General features: G+C 62.1%; 17 protein-coding genes. 12 read left to right on the top strand and 5 right to left on the bottom strand.

Going from position 1 to position 17,851, the window contains the following annotated elements; all coding sequences use genetic code 11:
• Nucleotides 1-57 precede the first annotated feature (57 nt).
• The gene (locus tag CO671_RS30435; protein WP_097608949.1) at nucleotides 58-1,686 is read left to right on the top strand and encodes an AMP-binding protein; all 1,629 of its coding nucleotides are present in this window, start codon (nucleotides 58-60) and stop codon (nucleotides 1,684-1,686) included.
• On the opposite strand, the gene CO671_RS30440 is transcribed toward CO671_RS30435, so the two are convergent.
• From CO671_RS30440 to secA, 3 genes are all read right to left on the bottom strand, one after another.
• Nucleotides 1,683-2,960: a GNAT family N-acetyltransferase gene (locus tag CO671_RS30440; RefSeq protein ID WP_097608950.1), complete on the bottom strand. Its 1,278-nt coding sequence runs from the start codon at nucleotides 2,958-2,960 to the stop codon at nucleotides 1,683-1,685. The two genes, CO671_RS30435 and CO671_RS30440, sit on opposite strands and share 4 nt — an antisense overlap.
• The gene (locus CO671_RS30445) at nucleotides 2,961-4,376 is read right to left on the bottom strand and encodes an oligosaccharide flippase family protein (protein ID WP_097608966.1); all 1,416 of its coding nucleotides are present in this window, start codon (nucleotides 4,374-4,376) and stop codon (nucleotides 2,961-2,963) included.
• Nucleotides 4,377-4,825: 449 nt separating this feature from the next.
• The gene (secA, locus tag CO671_RS30455; RefSeq protein WP_097608951.1) at nucleotides 4,826-7,540 is read right to left on the bottom strand and encodes a preprotein translocase subunit SecA; all 2,715 of its coding nucleotides are present in this window, start codon (nucleotides 7,538-7,540) and stop codon (nucleotides 4,826-4,828) included.
• A gap of 246 nt (nucleotides 7,541-7,786) precedes the next feature.
• On the opposite strand from secA, the gene CO671_RS30460 reads away from it, so the two are divergent.
• The 6 genes from CO671_RS30460 (at nucleotide 7,787) to CO671_RS30485 (ending at nucleotide 12,003) form a co-directional block, all read left to right on the top strand.
• Nucleotides 7,787-8,668 (top strand): peptidylprolyl isomerase, encoded by an 882-nt coding sequence (locus CO671_RS30460; protein WP_010030474.1) that lies wholly within the window; start codon nucleotides 7,787-7,789, stop codon nucleotides 8,666-8,668.
• 115 nt (nucleotides 8,669-8,783) lie between these two features.
• On the top strand, nucleotides 8,784-10,025 hold the full coding sequence (argJ, locus tag CO671_RS30465; protein ID WP_097608952.1) for a bifunctional glutamate N-acetyltransferase/amino-acid acetyltransferase ArgJ: 1,242 nt from the start codon (nucleotides 8,784-8,786) through the stop codon (nucleotides 10,023-10,025).
• A complete protein-coding gene (locus tag CO671_RS30470) occupies nucleotides 10,006-10,812 on the top strand; it encodes a GNAT family N-acetyltransferase (protein ID WP_097608953.1) in 807 nt (268 codons plus the stop codon). The genes argJ and CO671_RS30470 overlap by 20 nt, the downstream gene beginning before the upstream one ends.
• Nucleotides 10,809-11,222: an 8-oxo-dGTP diphosphatase MutT gene (gene mutT / locus CO671_RS30475; RefSeq protein ID WP_009995355.1), complete on the top strand. Its 414-nt coding sequence runs from the start codon at nucleotides 10,809-10,811 to the stop codon at nucleotides 11,220-11,222. The genes CO671_RS30470 and mutT overlap by 4 nt, the downstream gene beginning before the upstream one ends.
• A 227-nt stretch (nucleotides 11,223-11,449) precedes the next feature.
• Nucleotides 11,450-11,767: a hypothetical protein gene (locus tag CO671_RS30480; RefSeq protein WP_004671792.1), complete on the top strand. Its 318-nt coding sequence runs from the start codon at nucleotides 11,450-11,452 to the stop codon at nucleotides 11,765-11,767.
• Nucleotides 11,768-11,835: 68 nt separating this feature from the next.
• The gene (locus CO671_RS30485) at nucleotides 11,836-12,003 is read left to right on the top strand and encodes a Flp family type IVb pilin (RefSeq protein WP_097608954.1); all 168 of its coding nucleotides are present in this window, start codon (nucleotides 11,836-11,838) and stop codon (nucleotides 12,001-12,003) included.
• 76 nt (nucleotides 12,004-12,079) lie between these two features.
• Here CO671_RS30485 and CO671_RS30490 read toward each other — a convergent pair whose 3' ends face one another.
• Nucleotides 12,080-12,964 (bottom strand): methyltransferase domain-containing protein, encoded by an 885-nt coding sequence (locus CO671_RS30490; protein ID WP_097608967.1) that lies wholly within the window; start codon nucleotides 12,962-12,964, stop codon nucleotides 12,080-12,082.
• A 77-nt stretch (nucleotides 12,965-13,041) separates the two neighbouring features.
• Here CO671_RS30490 and CO671_RS30495 point away from each other — a divergent pair, with 77 nt between their 5' ends.
• The 4 genes from CO671_RS30495 to CO671_RS30510 are packed head-to-tail and all read left to right on the top strand — an operon-like array spanning nucleotide 13,042 to nucleotide 15,400.
• Nucleotides 13,042-13,818: a ComF family protein gene (locus tag CO671_RS30495; RefSeq protein WP_097608955.1), complete on the top strand. Its 777-nt coding sequence runs from the start codon at nucleotides 13,042-13,044 to the stop codon at nucleotides 13,816-13,818.
• A 31-nt stretch (nucleotides 13,819-13,849) separates the two neighbouring features.
• The gene (gene grxC / locus CO671_RS30500) at nucleotides 13,850-14,107 is read left to right on the top strand and encodes a glutaredoxin 3 (RefSeq protein WP_097608956.1); all 258 of its coding nucleotides are present in this window, start codon (nucleotides 13,850-13,852) and stop codon (nucleotides 14,105-14,107) included.
• 10 nt (nucleotides 14,108-14,117) lie between these two features.
• A complete protein-coding gene (locus tag CO671_RS30505) occupies nucleotides 14,118-14,975 on the top strand; it encodes a carbon-nitrogen hydrolase family protein (protein ID WP_097608957.1) in 858 nt (285 codons plus the stop codon).
• On the top strand, nucleotides 14,972-15,400 hold the full coding sequence (locus CO671_RS30510; protein WP_097608958.1) for a DUF1178 family protein: 429 nt from the start codon (nucleotides 14,972-14,974) through the stop codon (nucleotides 15,398-15,400). The genes CO671_RS30505 and CO671_RS30510 overlap by 4 nt, the downstream gene beginning before the upstream one ends.
• A 57-nt stretch (nucleotides 15,401-15,457) precedes the next feature.
• Here the strand turns inward: CO671_RS30510 and ubiG are convergent, their stop codons facing one another.
• Nucleotides 15,458-16,204, bottom strand: a complete 747-nt coding sequence (gene ubiG / locus CO671_RS30515) for a bifunctional 2-polyprenyl-6-hydroxyphenol methylase/3-demethylubiquinol 3-O-methyltransferase UbiG (protein WP_097608959.1) — start codon at nucleotides 16,202-16,204, stop codon at nucleotides 15,458-15,460.
• 295 nt (nucleotides 16,205-16,499) lie between these two features.
• Here ubiG and CO671_RS30520 point away from each other — a divergent pair, with 295 nt between their 5' ends.
• Complete coding sequence (locus CO671_RS30520) at nucleotides 16,500-17,774, top strand: aspartate kinase (RefSeq protein ID WP_097584677.1); 1,275 nt, start codon at nucleotides 16,500-16,502, stop codon at nucleotides 17,772-17,774.
• Nucleotides 17,775-17,851: the final 77 nt, after the last annotated feature.

The raw sequence follows: 17,851 nt of genomic DNA on the forward strand, positions 1-17,851 counted from the left end.
TTGCACATCCGCGCCGCAAGGTGTTAGCTGCTGCAGCATTTCACCGGAAGCCAGACTATGCGACTGCCCTCCCATGATCGTTACGACGATCTCTATCGTGATTTCTCCTGGCGGATTCCGGAAGACTTCAATATCGGCCGCGCCGTCAGCGACGATTGGGCGGCGAGAGATCCGGAGCGTGTCTGTCTCGAACATTTCAGTCCGGACGGCGACCATCTTTCGCTGACCTATGGCGAGCTTTCCGGCAGCTCTTCCATGTTCGCCAATGCGCTGGCATCGCTCGGTATCAAGCGCGGCGATCGCGTCGCGCTGCTGATGCCGCAATCCTTCGAGACCGTGGTTGCGCATGTCGCGATCTATAAGATGGGTGCAAGCGCCTTGCCGCTGGCGTTGCTGTTCGGCGTCGAGGCGCTGGAATATCGGCTGAGGATCTCGGGTGCGGCGGCAATCGTCACCAATGATTTCGGCCTCGATCGCATCCGGCAAATCCGCGATCGTCTGCCGGAACTGCGCCATGTGATCAGCGTCGATCGCGCTCCCGACGCTCTCCCCTTTGCCGATCTCATCGTATCGTCTGCGCCGGTCTTCGAAGGAGAAAAGACAACGCCCGACGATCCGGCGCTGATGATCTTCACCTCGGGCACAACAGGGCCGCCGAAAGGCGCGTTGCATGGTCACCGTGTTCTGCCCGGCCATATTCCCGGCATGCAGTTCGCCCATGAGGGTTTTCCAAAGGTGGGCGACAAGGTCTGGACGCCGTCCGACTGGGCCTGGGCGGGCGGTCTGCTCAACGCGCTGCTGCCGAGCCTTCTGCTCGGGATTCCCGTCGTCTCGTCGCCGGCGCAGAAATTCGATGCCGACATGGCCTATCGGATCATGGCGGAGATGGATGTGCGCAATGCCTTCATCCCGCCGACGGCGCTGAGGCTGATGCGCGCGGTTCCCGATCCCCGCTCGAAATATGATCTGGTGCTGCGCACGATCGGCTCGGCCGGGGAGGCGCTCGGCCGCGAGACCTATGAATGGGCGCGGCGCACGCTCGGCATCACCGTCAACGAATTCTACGGCCAGACGGAATGCAATTTCGTGCTCTCGTCGGCCGCTGCCCACGGCGTCACCAAAGCGGGCGCCATCGGCCGGGCGGTGCCGGGGCACCGCGTCGCGATCGTCAGTGAGGCCGGCGACGAATTGCCGGCGGGCGAGCCGGGCCAGATCGCCATCGCCAGTCCAGATCCCGTCATGTTCCTCGGCTATTGGAACGATACAGCGGCGACGACGCGAAAATTCGCCAAAGGCTGGCTGCTCACCGGCGATATCGGCCGGCAGGACGCGGACGGCTATATCACCTTCGAGGGCCGTGACGACGACGTCATCACCTCATCCGGATATCGCATCGGCCCGGCGGAAATCGAGGATTGCCTGATCGGTCATCCTGCGGTGCAGCTTGCCGCCGCCGTCGGCAAGCCCGATGCCATGCGCACCGAGATCGTCAAGGCCTATATCGTGCTGGCGCCGGGCCATTCGCCGAGCGAGGCCCTGGCCGCCGATATTAGGGACTGGGTGAAGATGCGGCTTTCGATGCACGAATATCCGCGCGAGGTGGAATTCGTCGAATCATTGCCGCTGACGACCACGGGCAAGGTGATCCGCCGGCTGCTGCGAGAGAAAGCTGCGACGGAAGGTTAGCCCCGGCCGGCGAGCGACATGATCCTTTCGCGCAGCATCTTCGCCATATTGCGGGTGCTGCGGTACATGTGGAGCTGGGCGGCGACCTGGCGCATGTCGCGGTCGCCGTTCTGCGTCAGGCCGATCACCAGGGTTCCCATCTCCTCGCGCTCCTGCCAGAAGCGGCTCATGATCGGGTGGTCGGAGACGGCGCAGGAATCGGAGCGGACGATATTGGCGTCGTCGAGATGCCATTCGGTGAGTTCGCTCATCAAAAGCTTGCCCGGAGAATAGCGGGCATAGTTTTCGTTATAGGCCGTCTTCCAGGTATAGGCCTCGCCGCCCATCATCAACACCACGATGGCGGCGATCGCCTTGCCGTTGAGGTCGATCGTATGAATGCGCACGGCGTCGACGGCGGCAAGGTTCGACACGGCCTCGCGGGCGAAGGCGGTATGATAGCGGTCGGTGACGAGAGCGCTCCGCCGCTTGCCCTTCCAGCCGCCGGCCTCCATCGCCAGGAATTCTTCGAAGCGGACGTGGATTTCGCGCGGCTGGCGGGCGACGGCATAGACCGCCGTTCCGAGTTCTTCCAGCTGACGCCACTGGCGGCGCATCTCGCGCATATGCGAGGAGGAGATGGTTTTGCCGAGATAGGCAGGCGCCTCTTCTTCGCTCTGCAGCATCGGGCGGAGATAGGGATTGGTCACGGTGAGCGGCAGATTGCGGCCGAGCGCCACGGCCTTGAGCATGCGCACGAAAATTCCGTTCAACCTCAGATCGGGCAGGACCAAGGTGCCCGGCAGGTTGAGATCAGGAACGGTCAGCCCCTCGAAGAAATTGTCGAGGGTTTCGGCCGCATCCTCGCTGTCGACGAGCGGCGTGCCGAGCGGGCCGAAGCTGTTCGACCAGCCGCGGATGATCGACGGGCCGACGGCAAAACCCGGCTTGTCGACCGAAAACGGCAGCAGGAAACGCATGCGGCTGCGGCCGGCATTGTGGTCGCGGATCAGGGCGAAATTCACCTGCCTGTCTTCGAGCCGCGGCATGGCGGGCGCGAGGAAGCGGCCGGAGAAAAAGACGTTCGGCTCCATCGCCCGGTTGGAGAGGAAGTCGAGCTCATCCTGAAGTTCGTAGCCGAGCTTGCCGGGATAGAGGCAAAGTTCGCGTCCGGGCCGGCCGATCTCGGCACGGGCCTCGGCCTGCGGTGCCTCGAAATGCAGCGAGGCGAGATCATGGATCATGCGGTTGGTGATGCTGTCGGTGCTTTCGGTGACGGGGGGCGGACGCACCATCTATCGAACTCTCATTTCTGGCGTTGCGGCGGAGGGGCTGGCGAAGGCGAAGAGGACGATGCCGAGCGTGCGGCGCACGGCAACATGCAGAAGAACGGCCTCGACCGCCATGGCCGAGGCGGTGGCAATCGCGGTGCCTTCGATGCCGTAATGCGGGATCAAAGCGAGGTTGAGACCGACATTGGCGGCCAATGCGCCGGCATAGAGCGCGACGCAGAGATTCTGCTTGCCGGCCATCATCAGCAGCGTTTCGGCCGGGCCGACCAGCGATTTGGCGAGGATGCCGACAAGCAGGATCGCCATGACAAGATAACCCGCGGTGAAGGCGCCGCCGAACAGCGACAGCAGCAGGTGGCCGGCGGCGAGAACGGCAAGACCGACGCCGAGCGCCGGCCAGAAGGTCCAACGGGCGGCATCGGTGGCGGCGATCGCCAACTGGGCATGGTCGCCCTCGGCGATGATCGAGGAAAAACGCGGGCCGGAAGCGGCCTTGACGGAGAAATTGATGAAATGCACCAGCGCCATGGTCTTGGCGGCGGCGAAATAGATGGCGACGTCATGCGGCTCAAGGAAGATGCCGACAACGACGACGTCGGAATTGGTCAGCAGGAAGCTGACGCCCTCGATCAGGAAGATCGGGAAGGCGACACTGAGCCAGGCGAGAAAATCGACCTTGCGCGGACCGTCGTCATAATGCCGGCGTAGGCGGTAAAGCGTCGCGCAATATTGGCCGAGTGCAGTGACGAAGGTGGCCACGAGCGCCGCCTGCATGGCGGTGACGGCCGTATGCTCTGCGCCCGTCGCAATCGCAATCAGCATGCAGGCGATGATGAGGATCGGCCGGATAATATAGACCGGGCCCAGCGCCATCACCGGCCAGTGGTTCGCCCGCGAGGTGCCTTCCAGAATATCGCCAAGCGCGATCATCGGCATGGCAAACAGGCCGATGAAGATCGGGACGAGATAATATGGCTCGATCAGATCACCGAAGAAATGCAGCCCGAGCATGCCAGCGGCAAGCATCGCCGTGCCGGACAGCAGCGCGAAGATGCGCGCCGTACCCGTCAGGCCGCGGATTTCCTCGAAGGCGCCTGCCGCCTTGTACTGCGGCAGAAAGCGAATGATCGCGGTGTGGAAGCCAAGGCAGGAGAGGTCGCCGAAGACGACGACCAGCACCCAGACGAAAACGAAGATGCCGTATTCATATTCGCCCATCAGCCGGGCGAGCACGATCTGGGAGACGAAAGCAAGTGCGGCGCTGAGGATGCGGATCGAAAAGGCCGTCAGCGCCATGCGCTGGGCGGCGGCCTTCTCGCCGCCTTCGGTCAGCACGGCCGCAAGCATGCGCAGCGTTCGGCCGCCGATCGGGCGCAGGCCCGCCGGCAGCATCTTCTCCGCTGTTTCTATGACCGCCATGATGAACACGCAAAACTCTGAGGTCAGGCAAATCGTCCCAGAAGTCTTGACAGAGCAGGGTTAAGAAACGGTTCCGGAACGGCCCTTGGCCCGCGGACCTGGAACTCTAGAGCTTTTCCGGGTTAGCTTGAAGCATTCTGCCGGAGCAGGTTTTCGTCAGGGCAGAGGCGATTGGCGATGGGCATACCCCAAGGTACGTCCGAGCCGATCGCCTCTGATCCTGGCGGAAAGATGCCCGGCCCTTCGGGTTGGCTGAAACGGGCCGGCTGATCGACCGGCCGGCTTGGCCGTAGAGCTGGGCTACGACACGCGCCGGCCGGTCGACCATCCGACTCCGTTTGAGCCAACAGAATGATTCAATCTAACCCGGAAAAGCTCTAGCTGGCCGGGGTTACCGCAGAAAAGCAAATGCCGCCCGGAGGCGGCATTTTCAGATTTGTCGTATTTGCTCAGACCTGTTCGAAGGCGCCGTGGCAATGCTTGTATTTCTTGCCTGAGCCGCAGGGGCAGGCCTCGTTGCGGCCGACCTTGCCCCAGGTGGTGGGGTCCTCGGGATTGCGGTTCTCGGGCGCGACGGTCACTTCGGAGGCCTGGTAGATCGGAGCGAAATCGTCCTCGCCGGTCGTCGGATCGAGATGATGGGCCTGCATCAGCGGCGGTTCGGGTTCGGCCGGCGCCTGCTGCACCAGTTCGACGCGCATCAGCTGGGCGGTGACGGCTTCGCGCAGATTGTTGAGCAGGGCGGTGAAGAGCTCGAAGGCTTCCGACTTGTATTCCTGCAGCGGATCGCGCTGGGCATAGCCGCGGAAGCCGATGACCGAGCGCAGGTGATCGAGGTTGACGATATGCTCGCGCCAGAGGTGATCGAGCGTCTGCATGACGATCGAGCGCTCGACATAATGCATGATGTCGTCGCCGAAACGCTCGGCCTTCTCCGTGAAGGCGGCATTGGCGGCTTCCGTCAGGCGCTCGCGAATATCGTCCTCGCCGATGCCTTCCTCCCTGAACCAGTCCTCGATCGGCAGATCGAGGTTCAGGATATTGGTGACGCCGGTCTTCAGGCCGACGGCATCCCATTGTTCGGCATAGGCGCGTTCCGGGATATGCTTTTCGACCAGATCTTCGATCACTTCGCGACGCATGTCGGAGACGGTCTCGGAGATATTGGTCGATTCCATCAGCTCGAGACGCTGCTCGAAGATCACCTTGCGCTGATCGTTGAGAACGTCGTCATACTTCAAGAGGTTCTTGCGGATGTCGAAGTTGCGGGCTTCGACCTTCTTCTGCGCGCGCTCCAGCGCCTTGTTGATCCAGGGATGGACGATCGCCTCGCCCTCCTTGAGGCCGAGCTTGGTCAGCATGCTGTCCATGCGGTCGGAGCCGAAGATGCGCATCAGGTCGTCCTGAAGCGAAAGGTAGAATTTCGAGCGGCCGGGGTCGCCCTGACGGCCGGAGCGGCCGCGCAGCTGGTTGTCGATACGGCGGCTTTCATGGCGTTCGGTGGCGATGACGTAGAGACCGCCGGCGGCCAACGCCTTTTCCTTGAGGCTTTTGATTTCCTCGACGATCGCCTGGATCTTGGCGTCGCGCTCCGGACCCGCCTCGACATCGCCGAGTTCGCGCTCGATGCGCATGTCGAGGTTGCCGCCGAGCTGGATGTCGGTGCCGCGGCCGGCCATGTTGGTGGCGATCGTGACGGCGCCCGGCACGCCGGCCTGGGCGACGATATAGGCTTCCTGCTCGTGGTAGCGGGCGTTCAGCACCTGGAAGTCATTGAAGCCCTGCTTGCGCATGCGCTCGGCAAGCAGTTCCGATTTCTCGATCGAGGTTGTGCCGACGAGCACCGGCTGACCGCGCTTGTGGGCGTCGAGGATCTCTTCGATGATCGCCTTGAACTTTTCGTCGAAGGTCCGGTAGACCTCGTCGTCCTCGTCGAGACGCTTGATCGGCAGGTTGGTCGGGACCTCGATGACATCGAGATTGTAGATATTGCCGAATTCTTCCGCTTCCGTCTGCGCCGTGCCGGTCATCCCGGCGAGCTTGTCGTACATGCGGAAATAATTCTGGAAGGTGATCGAGGCCAGCGTCTGGTTTTCCGGCTGGATCTGCACCTTTTCCTTGGCTTCGAGCGCCTGGTGCTGACCTTCCGAATAACGCCGGCCCGGCATCATGCGGCCGGTGAACTCGTCGATGATGACGACTTCGTCGTTGCGGACGATATAGTCCTTGTCGCGCTGGAAGAGCTTGTGGGCCTTCAGCGCATTGTTGACGTGGTGGACGATCGCAACATTCTCGATGTCGTAGAGCGCATTGCCCTTCAGGAGGCCGGCCTGGCGGAGCAGGTTTTCCAGCTTCTCGGTGCCCTCTTCGGAGAAGTTTGCGGAGCGCTGCTTCTCGTCGATCTCGTAATCGCTGGGGGCGAGCAGCGGAATGAAGGCGTCGATCGTATTGTAGAGTTCGGAGCGGTCGTCGAGCGGGCCGGAGATGATCAGCGGCGTGCGCGCCTCGTCGACGAGGATCGAGTCCACTTCGTCGACGATCGCGAAGTTGTGGCCGCGCTGGACCATCTGGTTCTTCTCGTACTTCATATTATCGCGCAGATAATCGAAGCCGAGCTCGTTGTTGGTGGCATAGGTGACGTCGCAGGCGTAGGCGGCGCGGCGCTCCTCGTCGGAGAGACCGTGGACGATGACGCCCGTGGTCATGCCGAGGAAGCCGTAGACGCGGCCCATGGTCGCGGCGTCGCGCTGCGCGAGATAATCGTTGACGGTGACGACGTGCACGCCCTTGCCGGAAAGCGCGTTCAGATAGACCGGCAGGGTGGCGACGAGGGTCTTGCCTTCGCCGGTCTTCATCTCGGCGATCGCATTCGAATGCAGGATCATGCCGCCGATCAGCTGTACGTCAAAAGGTCGCAGGCCGAGAACGCGGCGCGAGGCCTCGCGCACGACGGCAAAGGCGGGGATCAGAATGTCGTCGAGCGTCTTGCCTTCGGCCAGAAGAGCGCGGAATTCCGCGGTCTTTGCCGCGAGCTGCTCGTCCGTCAGGGCTTTCGTCTTCTCTTCGATGGAATTGATCGCGGTGACGTTCGGCTGGAAGGACCGCACGCGGCGATCATTGGACGACCCAAATAACTTGCGGGCTATACCGCCAAAGCTGACCATGTGACTGGTCCTTTCTCAATATTCATCCGCGACGTTTCTTGTCCGCGGCCCAGCCGAAAATCAGGCGCACGCCTTGAAACGCCCGGAAACTGTTCTGGACGCGAGGTTGCGTGACAGATAAGAGGGGGGTCGAATGATGTCAACGGATTTGGCGGATACAGAAAGGCCACAATCCGGTGTTGATGGCTATTTTGAGCTGGAATAGGCGATGCTGACGCCGGCGATGAAACTGTGAAGGGTTATTTGATGTTGAGCACCAATAAATTCGCCCTGCTGGCGTTTGCAACTTTCGTTGCATTCCAGGCTCCGGCCCATGCAGAGGACGCCGTCGTCGCCAAGGTCGGCAATCTGGAGATCCACCAGTCGGAACTCGATCTTGCCGTCGCCAATCTCGATCCGCAGCTGGCGCAGCTTCCCGACGACCAGAAGAAGGTCGCAGCTCTCTCCGCCGCCATCGACGTGAAGCTGCTCGCTGCCGACGCCATCACCGAAAAGCTCGACCAGACCGAAGAATTCAAGAAGCGCATGCAGTATCTCTCCGATCGCGAGCTGCATAACGCCTATTTCAAGAAGCATGTCGTCGACACCGTGACGCCCGAAGAAATCAAGGCGCGCTACGACAAGGAAGTCGCGGCCCTGCCGAAGCAGGAGGAAGTCCACGCCCGCCATATCCTCGTCAAGACCGAGGACGAAGCCAAGGAGATCATCAAGCAGCTCGACGCCGGCAAGGATTTCGCCGAACTCGCCAAGGAAAAATCCACCGATCCGAACAAGTCGGAAGGCGGCGATCTCGGCTATTTCTCGCGCGGCCGCATGGTCAAGGAATTCGAGGACGCAGCCTTTGCGCTCGAGAAGGGCACTTATTCCAAGACCCCTGTGAAGACCGATTTCGGCTATCATGTCATCAAGGTCGAGGACAAGCGCGACGCTCCGCCGCCGCCTTTCGATCAGGTGCAGGACCAGGTTCGTCAGCTCGTCATGCGCGACAAGTATCTTGCCCTCCTCAACCAGGCCAAGACGTCCGCCAAGATCGAGATCACGGACGAGACGCTGCGCAAGGGCTATGATCAGGCCAACAAGCAGCCGGAACCGGGCAGCGAGCCTGCCCAGCCGGCGCCGAAGCAGTAATATCCGCATCAGGGCCCGGTTCTTCCGGGCCCTTCCTTATCGTTGTTGTTGTCGCATTTCCGGACGGCGAGCCGGTTTCCATTTCGCCGGGAAATGCTCATTGGCAGGTTTCATCATGTCCGGTTCCGTTTCTCCGCTCGCACCGAAATCCTTCGTCCAGATGCCTTCGCTGCGCGGCGTGCGCATGGCGACGGCCTCCGCCGGCATCAAGTACAAGAACCGTACCGACGTGCTGATGATGGTCTTCGACAAGCCGGCCGCCGTCGCGGGGGTGTTTACCCGCTCCAAGTGCCCGTCGGCGCCGGTCGATTTTTGCCGCGCCAACCTGCCCCATGGCAGCGCCCGGGCCGTCGTCGTCAATTCCGGCAATGCCAATGCCTTTACCGGCATGAAGGGCCGCCAGGCGACCGCGCTGACGGCGAAATCGGCCGCGGCCGCCGTCGGCTGCGGCGAGAACGAGGTCTACCTGGCCTCGACCGGCGTCATCGGCGAACCGCTCGATGCCACCAAATTCTCAGGCGTCCTGGATAAGATGCAGGCCGAGGCCACCAGCGATTTCTGGCTCGAAGCCGCCAAGGCGATCATGACGACCGACACCTATCCGAAGGTTTCGACCCGCAGCGCCGAAATCGGCGGCGTTGCCGTGACGATCAACGGTATCGCCAAGGGTGCCGGCATGATTGCGCCCGATATGGCGACGATGCTCTCCTTCGTCGTGACCGATGCCGACATCGCGCCGGCCGCGCTGCAGGTGCTGCTGTCGGATGGCGTCGGCCCGACCTTCAACTCCATGACCGTCGACAGCGACACCTCCACGTCCGACACGCTGATGCTGTTTGCGACGGGTGCGGCGGCCGAAGACGGCCAGGCCCGCATCGAACGCGCCGACGATCCCCGGCTTGCCGCCTTCCGCGCCGCTCTCAACGAAGTGCTGAAGGATCTGTCGCTGCAGGTGGTGCGTGACGGCGAGGGCGCCACCAAGATGCTCGAAATCACGGTGACGGGTGCCGAGAGCGACGCCGCCGCCAAGCGTATCGCGCTGTCGATTGCCAATTCGCCGCTGGTCAAGACGGCGGCCGCCGGCGAAGACGCCAATTGGGGCCGGATCGTCATGGCCGTCGGCAAATCCGGCGAGATGGCCGACCGCGACCGGCTGGCCATCTGGTTCGGCGACGTCAGGGTCGCGGTCAACGGCGAGCGTGATCCCGATTATTCCGAGGAGGCCGCCTCGAATGTGATGAAGGCGCAGGATATCCCCGTCAAAGTCGATATCGGCCTCGGCTCTGGTTCGGCAACCGTCTGGACCTGCGACCTCACCAAGGAATATGTTGCGATCAATGGCGACTATCGGAGCTGATCGTTCGTTGGAGCAGGCATCTATTTCCCCGCAGAATTTGCCGCTGGTCCGCAGGCTGGAGGCTGTCGGTTTTCGCGCCTGGCCGGCGGCATCCGTGCAATATGACGGCAGTTGGCAGGTCCGGTTGACGGCTGGCCACCCGTCCAATCGGCTGAATTCCATCGTGCCGCTCGATCCCTCGGACCATCGCGATGTCGAGATCCGCCTGGAAAAGGCGAGCCGCAAGTTCGAGGCCTATGGCCGCGCCGCCGTCGTCCGGCAGACGCCGCTGGCGTCGCCGGTGCTGATCGAGCTTCTCAGCGCCCAGAACTGGACGCGATTTGACGAGACCGTGGTAATGACGTGCGATCTCGCCGAGGCTGCACTGCCGGATACGCTCGATCATCTGCCGACCCATGACGTCGGCCGTTTCGTCGATGCCAATCTGACGGTCGAGAGGGCGCCGCTGAGCTTGAAGCCGGCGCTTGCCGAAATCATTTCCGCGATCAAGCCGCCGTCGGGCCTCTTCATGATCGAAAATGCGGCAGAGGGACCGCTCGCGACCGTGCTCTGTGTCCAGGACAACGACCTTGCCGGCATCATGTCGCTTTCGGTCTGCGAAACGCGGCGGCGCGAAGGACTGGGCACCGAAATCCTGACTTCGGCGCTGCGCTGGGCTCGCATGCGCAGCGCCCGATCGGCCTGGCTGCAGGTAAAGCTTTCCAACCGCCCGGCGATCGCACTTTATGAGCGCCTCGGGTTTCGCGATGCCTATCATTATTGCTACTGGCAGCGAGAGACGCGATGAGCGAGGCAGGCCGGAAGATATTGCTGGTCGCCGCCTGCGCGCTGATCGATGCCGATGGGCGTATTCTATTGGCACAGCGTCCCGAAGGGAAATCGCTTGCCGGGCTCTGGGAGTTTCCCGGCGGCAAGGTCGAGCCCGGCGAGACGCCGGAGGAGACGCTGGTGCGCGAGCTCGAGGAAGAGCTCGGCATCAAGACGAAGATCGCCTGCCTCGCGCCGCTGACTTTCGCCAGCCATTCCTACGAGACGTTCCATCTCCTGATGCCGCTTTATATTTGCCGGCGCTATGAAGGCATTGCACAGGGCCGCGAGGGGCAGGCGCTGAAATGGGTGCGTGCGGGGGCTCTGCGGGATTACCCGATGCCGCCGGCCGACGAACCGCTCATCCCGATGCTGCAGGATTTGCTTTAAAGCGCCTCTCGTTGAGCTTGGTCCGTGCGGCCCGCCCGCGATTTTTGTTTTGATGTGTCATTATTCTGCAGTCGCCGGACATTTCCAGGCGCTATGCATTAGCGTTTGCTGATTATTATTGTGCCGTGCTGTTTTCGGCTGTGGATATTAATGGATCGTTTAACACCTTCTGCCAAAGATCGGCCTCAATCAAGCATCTGGCGTGCGTATTTAAAAGGCTTGACCTCATGGACGATGATTTCTGGAAAGCGGTCCGGGAAAAGGAACGGGCTTCGTCTGCCTCGCGCAGGACGGGTGCGCTCAATATCGCCCTTCTCTTTGGCACGGCGGTGGTCGCGCTGACACTGATCCTGACGCCGATGCTTGCCGATTCTTCGAAGAAAAGCGTCTTTGCCAGCGCGCCGGTGGATTTCGACACGATCACCACCGGATCGATCCCGAAGAACGAAGGCGGCAAGCGTTATACGATCCGCCGCAGCGTCCTGCAGGAGACGCCCGGCTCGGTCTGCGTCGTCGAGGGATACGGCGTCGGCGCCGGTTGCTGAAAATGAAGGCCATCGCCTGATGGCCTGCAATTGGTCATTGCAGTCGATTCACGCAAAGGGTTGGGGTAATGCGTCTTTTGAAAGCATTTCTTGCGGACGGCACAGGTGCGACGGCGGTCGAATATGGCCTGATCGCCGCCGTCATCTGCACGGCGCTCGTCTCGGGTCTCGGTATTTTTAGCGGCAGCCTGCAGAACGTCTTCAGCGTTGTCAGCAACAATATTACCGTCAATTGAAGAGGCGGCCGACTACTTTTGACGGGCTGCAGCATGATGAGCTGCACTAACCGCTGACACTCTTCGATATTATCCGCTATTGCCTGAGCTTGTGCTCGTCCACTTTCAGCGCATCGGCAAGGCGTGCCTTGGCCGAACCCGGCTGGAGCGGCTTCTGCTGGCTCTCGTGAGCCGCCCATCCGGAGACATAGATGATCGAAAAGGTCGCGCGAATGCGTCCGTCCGGATCGGAATAGCGCTCGGCATAGATCTCTGCGGCGCGCAGAAAGAAGGCGCGGGTCAGGGGCATGCGGCCGCGGGCTGCGAGCGGATTGCTCATGCCCATGGCTCGGAGATCGCGCATCAGCGGAAACAGAGAATCATATCGTACCGTATAGGTCTCGGCGTCGATCACCGGCAGGGTGAAGCCGGCGCGCTGCATGAGACTGCCGACATCGCGCACATCGGCGAAGGGGATGACGCGCGGGCTGGCGCCGCCGGTCATGTCGACCTCGGCGGTCAAGAGGGCGTCGCGCAGTTCCTGCAGCGTGCCAGCGCCGGGAATGGCCGCCAGGAACAGACCGTCCGGTTTCAGGGCACGGCGGATCTGAATGAAAACGCCCGGCGTGTCGTTGGTCAGATGCAGGCTGAGCGGCGCAAGGACGAGATTGGTCGATTGCGGCTCGAGCGGCACATCTTCGAAAGGCGCTTCGATCAGGGTTTCGCCTCGGCCCGCATAGGCCTTCTCGCTCTCGACGCGGATCATCGTGCCGATCTTGCCCGTCGCCATTGCCGCGCGGGCCGCTGCACCGGTTGTACCATGCAATTCGACGGCGGTTTCGAAACGCCGCTCGACGACCGCCAGCCTCTCGGCCATTTCCTCTGCCGCGATGTCCAGCAGGAAGGCGGCTTTCGGGTCGTTGTTGACAAGCGCGCGATGGCGATGTGCGGCGATCAGGTCTCTGTCGAAGATCGTTTCCATGGCGATGTCCATAGTCCGGCCTCGCTGACGCGGCAAGACGATTTTCCTTTGGATGAGAACAGGCTAGTCTCGTCGGCATGGGACCGATCGATTTCGAAAGACCGGCGGAGTTCTTGCGGACGCAGCTCTGGCGGCCGTTTTCGGCGCTTGTCGATTTTCTCTATCCGCCGGCTTGTTCCGTCTGCGGTATTTCAACCGGCGGCCATCGCGGGCTTTGCGCGAAATGCTGGTCCGGCATCCGCTTCATCGAACGGCCCTATTGCGAGGTGCTCGGCATCCCGTTCTCGCACGATCTCGGCGCCGGCATTCTCAGTGCCGAGGCGATCGCCAACCCGCCGCCTTTCGACCGGTTGCGGTCGGCGGCGACCCACGACCATGCGGTCCGTGATCTCGTGCATGGGTTGAAATATCGCGATCGCACCGATCTGGCGCCGATGATGGCCGGCTGGATGCTGCGCGCCTCCGACGGGACGGTCGAAAGCTGCGATGCGCTGATTCCGGTGCCGCTGCACCGCACCCGCATGCTGGCCCGCAAGTTCAATCAGGCTGCCGAGCTTGCCCGCCATATGGCAAGGCTTTCCGGAAAGCCGCTGCTTGCCGCCACCCTTATCCGCGTCAAGCGCACCAGCCAGCAGGTTGGCCTCGGCGCCAAGGCGCGCGAGGACAATGTCAGAGGCGCTTTCGCGATTGCCAAGGGTCGCGAAAACGACATTTTCGGCAAACGCATCGTCCTTGTCGACGACGTCTATACGACAGGGGCGACGGTCGCCGCCGCAAGCCGGACGCTGCGCAAGGCGGGTGCGGCCGAGATCTCGGTTTTGACCTTTGCAAGGGCTCTCTCCGAGCCTATATGACAGAAATACCCGGCATCCGTCTGGAGATATTATGGTACCCGTCACGATCTATACACGACAGTTCTGCGGCTATTGCAGCCGCGCCAAGTCCCTTCTTGAAGAAAAGGGCGTCGACTACGTCGAGCACGACGCGACCTATTCCCCGGACCTTCGCCAGGAGATGATCGGCAAGTCGAACGGGCGGACCACCTTTCCGCAGATCTTTATCGGCGCCGCACATGTCGGCGGCTGCGACGATCTCTTTGCGCTCGATCGCGCCGGCAAGCTCGATCCGATGCTGGCGGCCTGAGGAGGAACCGATGAGTTTCAAGGCTGCCGCCATCCAGATGTGCTCCGGGGTCGATCCGCTCAAGAATGCCGCCGCCATGGCGCGGCTGGTGCGCGAGGCTGCCGCCCAGGGCGCGACCTATGTGCAGACGCCCGAGATGACCGGCATGCTGCAGCGCGACCGCGCCGCGGCGCGTGCCGTGCTCGCCGACGAGACGCATGACGTCATCGTCAAGACCGGCTCCGAGCTTGCCAGGGAGTTCGGCATTCACATGCATGTCGGCTCGACGGCGATCGCGCTTTCCGACGGCAAGATTGCCAATCGCGGTTTCCTGTTCGGTCCCGACGGCAGGATCCTCAATCGCTACGACAAGATCCATATGTTCGATGTCGATCTCGACAATGGCGAGAGCTGGCGTGAAAGTGCGGCCTATACGGCCGGTTCGGAGGCGCGCGTCCTGTCGCTGCCTTTCGCCGAAATGGGTTTCGCGATCTGCTACGACGTGCGCTTTCCCGCCCTCTTCCGTGCCCAGGCTGTTGCCGGCGCCGAGGTGATGACGGTTCCCGCCGCCTTCACCCGGCAGACGGGCGAAGCGCATTGGGAGATCCTGCTGCGTGCTCGCGCGATCGAGAACGGTGTCTTCGTCATCGCCGCAGCGCAGGCCGGCCGGCACGAGGACGGGCGCGAGACCTTCGGCCATTCGATGATCGTCGATCCCTGGGGCACGGTGCTGGCCTCGGCCGGTGCCACCGGAGAGGCGGTCATCCTCGCCGAGATCGATCCCGGCGCGGTCAAGGCTGCGCATGACAAGATCCCGAACCTGAGGAACGGCCGGGAATTCTCGGTCGAAAAGATTGCGGGGGCAGTCGAAGGAGGCGTCGCCGCTTGATCCGCTATTCTCTCACCTGCGACAATGCCCATGAATTCGAAGGCTGGTTTTCGGAAAGCGCCGACTTCGACCGTCAGGTCGCGACCGGTTTCCTGACCTGCCCGGTCTGCCATTCCGCCACCATCTCCAAGCTTCTGATGGCGCCTTCCGTTTCGACGGCGCGCAAGAGGGACGAGAGGCAGACCCTGGCGATGGACGCGATGCGGCAGGAGGCCCTGCAAAAACTGAAAGAGGCCGTCGCCGCCGTCAAAGCCAATTCCGAGGATGTCGGCACGAAGTTTCCCGAGGAGGCCCGCAAGATCCATTATGGCGAGGCGGATGCCCGCGGCATCATCGGCCAGGCGACGTTGGACGAGGCGCAGGCGCTGGTGGAAGAAGGCATCGAGATCGCTGCTATTCCGGTTCTGCCGGAGGATGTGCACTGAAATTCAACCGGCGCATTGGCCCCAATGCCGAAATGTAGCCGGCTTATGAATGCCGGATCAAGCCGGCCGTTTCGCCAGCAGCATATAGTTCACGTCCATATCTCTCGACAGATTCCACTGGTTCGACAGCGGATTGAAGAAGACGCCGGTGCGGTCGGTGATCTCGAGACCGCTTGCGGCAAGCGGCTTTTCCAGCTCTTCCGGGCGCACCAGCTTTTCATACTGGTGGGTGCCGCGCGGCAGCCAGCGTAAGATGTTCTCGGCGGCGAAGATGGCAAGGGCTGCCGCCTTCATCGTGCGGTTGATGGTGGCAACGAAGATCAGGCCGCCGGGGCGGACCATTTTTGCGCAGGTCGTCATGAAGAACTCGACATCGGCGACGTGTTCGACCACTTCCATGTTCAAAACGATATCGAAGCTCTCGCCGGCATCGGCAAGCTCCTCGGCGGTGACGGCGCGGTAGTCGACCGAAACGCCGGAGGCTTTCGCATGGGTCGAGGCGATGCCGATATTTTTCTCGGAAGGGTCCGCGCCGGTGACGGAGGCGCCCATGCGGGCGACCGGCTCGGACAACAGGCCGCCGCCGCAGCCGATATCGAGGACGCGCAGACCCTCGAGCGGCCGAGGGCTTTTCGGATCGCGGCCGAAATTCTCGCAGGCCTTGTCTCTTATATAGGCGAGCCGGACGGGATTGAATTTGTGCAGCGGTTTGAACTTGCCGGTCGGGCTCCACCATTCCGCCGCCATCGCCGAGAAGCGGTCCACTTCGCCTTGGTCGATCGTGCTTCTGGCGCCTTCCGTCATCGTCCGCTCCTTCGTTCGTCAGATGTGAAGTCGGATGATCACAGGCATAAGTCAAGGGGCGCGAAGCAGGAGACCGGCAGGCGTCGAGCCACCCGGCAACTGGTTTTATCGCGCGCGCTTGCCTACCCCCGCCAAACTCGCTAAGAGACGCCGCAACTTGGGGCCTTACAGGCCTGGGCTTTTAGAGCGGTTCCAGAAATTGTAACTCGGCTCTTTCGCCAAGCGGTCCGCCCCAGAGCTTTCGTGATGCCGGGTCCGGGTTTCCGTTTTCCGGCGCCAGTCGTGGTAGAGGCATATGGCACGCATCGTAATGAAATTCGGCGGCACGTCCGTCGCTGACCTGGACCGCATCAAGAACGTTGCCCGCCATGTGAAACGTGAAGTCGATGCCGGCCACGAGGTGGCGGTGGTCGTTTCGGCCATGTCCGGCAAGACCAACGAGTTGGTCGGCTGGGTGCAGGGCATGCCGAAGGTGATCGGCGCCAACTCTCCGTTTTACGATGCGCGCGAATATGACGCGGTCGTCGCCTCCGGCGAGCAGGTGACCTCGGGGCTGCTGGCGATTGCGCTGCAGGCGATGGATATCAATGCGCGCTCCTGGCAGGGGTGGCAGATCCCGATCCGCACTGACAACGCCCATGGCGCGGCGCGCATCCTGGAGATCGACGGCTCCGACATCATCAAGCGCATGGGCGAGGGGCAGGTCGCCGTCATATCAGGTTTCCAGGGGCTGGGACCGGACAACCGCCTCGCCACACTCGGACGCGGCGGATCGGATACGTCGGCCGTCGCCATTGCGGCCGCTGTCAAAGCGGATCGCTGCGATATCTATACCGATGTCGATGGCGTCTACACGACCGATCCGCGCATCGTGCCGCAGGCGCGCAGGCTGAAGAAGATCGCTTTCGAAGAAATGCTCGAGATGGCCTCGCTCGGCGCCAAGGTGCTGCAGGTGCGGTCGGTCGAGCTTGCCATGGTGCACAAGGTGCGTACCTTCGTGCGCTCGTCTTTCGAAGATCCCGATGCTCCGGGCATGGGCGATCTGTTGAACCCGCCCGGAACGCTGATTTGTGACGAGGATGAAATCGTGGAACAGGAAGTAGTCACCGGCATCGCCTATGCCAAGGATGAGGCTCAGATCTCGCTTCGCCGTCTTGCCGACCGGCCGGGCGTCTCCGCCGCGATCTTCGGGCCGCTTGCCGAATCCCATATCAATGTCGACATGATCGTCCAGAATATCTCCGAGGACGGATCGAAGACCGATATGACCTTCACCGTGCCGTCGGGCGACGTCGAGAAGGCGATCAAGGTGCTCGGCGACCATAAGGAGAAGATCGGCTACGACGTCGTGCAAAACGAATCGGGGCTGGTGAAAGTCTCGGTCATCGGCATCGGCATGCGCAGCCATGCCGGCGTTGCTGCTACCGCATTTCGTGCACTTGCCGAAAAAGGCATCAACATCAAGGCGATCACCACCTCCGAGATCAAGATTTCCATCCTGATCGACGGTCCTTATGCAGAACTCGCTGTCAGGACTTTGCATTCCTGCTACGGTCTGGATAAGAATTGATTCCCAGCGGGCGGCCTGCTCCTTCAGGTTGAGGAGACGACGGCGGGCCGGCCGGGACAGAGTGCGTTGTTTCGGGA

This window comes from Rhizobium sp. M10 (assembly GCF_002531955.1).
GTDB lineage: Bacteria > Pseudomonadota > Alphaproteobacteria > Rhizobiales > Rhizobiaceae > Rhizobium > Rhizobium etli_C.